2 protein-coding genes and 1 pseudogene are annotated in these 2,743 nt (G+C 64.8%); 1 reads left to right on the forward strand and 2 read right to left on the reverse strand.

The genetic code is table 11. The annotated features are described in order from the left end of the window. A pseudogene (locus tag A5706_RS34005) lies at positions 1-167 on the reverse strand (gfo/Idh/MocA family oxidoreductase); the annotation flags it as partial. 33 nt (positions 168-200) lie between these two features. After that, positions 201-1,016 carry a TylF/MycF/NovP-related O-methyltransferase gene (locus A5706_RS03270; RefSeq protein WP_369831791.1) on the reverse strand — a complete coding sequence of 272 codons (816 nt, stop codon included), beginning with the start codon at positions 1,014-1,016 and terminating at the stop codon, positions 201-203. 202 nt (positions 1,017-1,218) lie between these two features. Between A5706_RS03270 and A5706_RS03275 the strand changes: the two genes are divergently transcribed. Then, positions 1,219-2,743, forward strand: a 1,525-nt coding sequence (locus tag A5706_RS03275) for a GMC family oxidoreductase N-terminal domain-containing protein (protein WP_068127025.1), incomplete at its 3' end; no start/stop codon positions are given.

Below are 2,743 nucleotides of genomic sequence, written 5' to 3' on the forward strand. Positions count from 1 at the left end.
GCGATGCCGTGCTTGGCAGCAAAGGCGCGAGCGCGGGACACATCCCGTGATGCCACCGCGGCCACGACGACGCCGGTACTTTCCAGAGCGGGGTTGATGAGCGTCGTCGGCGCCCATTTCGAAGCGCCCAGTACACCAATCCGCACCGCGCCCGGGCTTTCAGGCACTGATCCGACGCTCGCGTTTACCCGTGGCCGGATTCATTCCTTGCGCCAAAACACACCGGTGCCGTCGATCTCGACGATCTCCGCGGATACTCCGTGCTTCGTGCGATAGTCGGTCACTGCTTGCTCGCACGGCTTGAGCGCGTGGTAGTCGTCGATGATGCAGAAACCTCCGGGGGACAGTCGCGGATAGAGCGCGTCGAGCGCTTGTATCGTCGATTCATACAGGTCGCCATCGAGCCGCAGTACGGCGATTCGTTCGATGGGTGCATCGTGCAGCGTGTCTTTGAACCAACCGGGAAGAAAACGGACCCGGTCATCCAACAGGCCGTAGCGCTCGAAATTCGACCGCACTTCCGCTTCCGAGACGCCCAATATGCCCGCGGCGAGCTCCGCCCTAATCCCTCTATCGGCCTTGTAATTCGCGGGGTCCGAGCGCGGCACACCTTGGAAGGAATCGGCCAGCCAGACAGAGCGCGTCGTATCCCCGTAGGCCGCCAGAACCGCGCGCATCAGGATGCAAGCCCCTCCGCGCCACACTCCGCATTCGACCAGATCACCCGGGATGTCTTCGGCGAGCGCTGTCTGAACGCATTCTTGCAGGCTGGTCAGCCTTTGCATTCCGATCATCGTCTCGGCCTCCGCCGGCCAGTCCAAGCCCAGCTCGCGCGGCGTGGTGCCCGTCAGTCGATGCGCATTGTTCCGCTCCAGGTGGAGGTTGAAAGCCCTCCAAAGAAGGCGCCGCCGCAGCGGCCATTCAGCGGGCGTTCGCTCTTGCATGCCGTACCGGGTGAGGTTTCGCCGGAGCAGGTCGAGATAGAGCGATCGGACGTCATAGTCGGTTATGGTCAAAACTGCCCCTGTCTCGCATGCCGGCGCTTCCGGCGCTGAGTTTAGACGTCTGTTCGACGCATGTTTAAGAGTTTTCCCAGATTAAATTGCCGGGACGTTTGGTCGGTTAACTATGGCCCATCCGCAGTGTTAGCCGGGTGATACGATCCCGATTCGCCCAGACCGGGCACAGCGTTTGGCCATCACCCGCCGAGGAGTTCGATTGGCTAACGGCGAACTGGACGCGCGTGAAGCCGAACGCGTGTTGTGGGATGTGATCGTCGTAGGCACCGGCATGGGGGGCGGGATACTGGGCTATCAGCTGGCCCGCTCCGGTCGACGGGTGCTGTTCGTCGAGAAGGGACGCTCGACACTGCCCGGGACACCGGGAACGATCCGCTCGGCAATCCCCGAACTGGCCCAGCCCCGAGCCGCCCGATCCCCCGACGCCTACTACGACGCCTTAGCCCGGGCGGGGCGCACCACCGACGAGGTCGAAGACATCAGCGGGCGCTTCCCGAAGCGGTTCGTGCCGTTCATCGGCAGCGGAACGGGCGGGTCCTCGGCCCTGTACGGCATGGTCTGCGAGCGGTTTTTCGCCGAAGATTTCACGCCCCGGCAGAACTTCCGCGATCCTGGCCATTCCACCGTGCCCGACGCCTGGCCAGTCACCTACGAGGACATGCGTCCCTGGTACGCGCAGGCCGAAAAGCTGCTGGGAGTTCGCGGCCAGCGCGATCCCCTGCGTCCGGAGTCCGCCGAGGCCGAACTTCCCCCGGCACCGCCGTTCTCACTGGATAACCAACCGCTGGTCAATTATTTGGCAGGGCGTGGACTACACCCCTACCACCTGCCGATGGCATGCGAATACGCCGACGGTTGCACCGCCTGCCAGACCTATCTGTGCCCGCAACCGTGCAAAAACGACGCCGCCCGCAACGGCGTGCTGCCCGCCGTCACCCAGCACGGTGCCCACCTGCTGGCCGAATGCCAAGCGGTGCGGCTCGAGGCCGACCGTACCCACGTCCGGCACGTGATCTGTGCGCATCGCGGCGACATGCTGGCCCTGAGGGCGAAGGTGGTTGTGCTGGGCGCCGGCGCGCTGGCCACCCCCGTGCTGTTGCTCAATTCGCGGTCTGGCGATTGGCCGCGCGGACTGGCCAACGGCTCGGACTGGGTGGGACGCAACTTGATGCGTCACTTGCTTGAGCCGCTCGAGGTCTGGACCAACCCCGAACGCAAGATCACGGCCGCCAACAAGGAGATCGGGCTCAACGACTTCTACTTCTGGGAGGGCCAGAAATACGGCACCGTGCAGTCATTCGGCGCCTTGCCTCCCTTGGAGTGGGTGACCAACCGCCCCGGCCGCCTCGGCAAGGCGCTGCGCCTGGCCGCCCCGGCCATGCGCCGAATATACGAGCGGGTGGCCACCGGCGGCCTGGTGATTGCCGCGATCATGGAAGACCTGCCCTACCTGGACAACCGCGTGCTGCCATCCGATCGGCCCGGCGTGGACAACCGGCAGCGGCTGCGCATGCAGTACCGGCTACATGCCAGCGAGATGGAGCGTCGCGCGGTGTTCTTGCGGCAGGTGAAGGAGGTGTTCGCGCCGTTTCGCAAGCTCACCCTGGGAAGCGGCAAAGAGAACGCGAACCTGGGCCACGTCTGCGGCACCTGCCGCTTCGGCACCGACCCCAAAACCAGCGTGCTCGACCCACATAACCGGGCCCACGAAGTGGACAACCTCT

Source organism: Mycobacterium sp. E796 (genome assembly GCF_001672815.1).
Lineage (GTDB): Bacteria > Actinomycetota > Actinomycetes > Mycobacteriales > Mycobacteriaceae > Mycobacterium.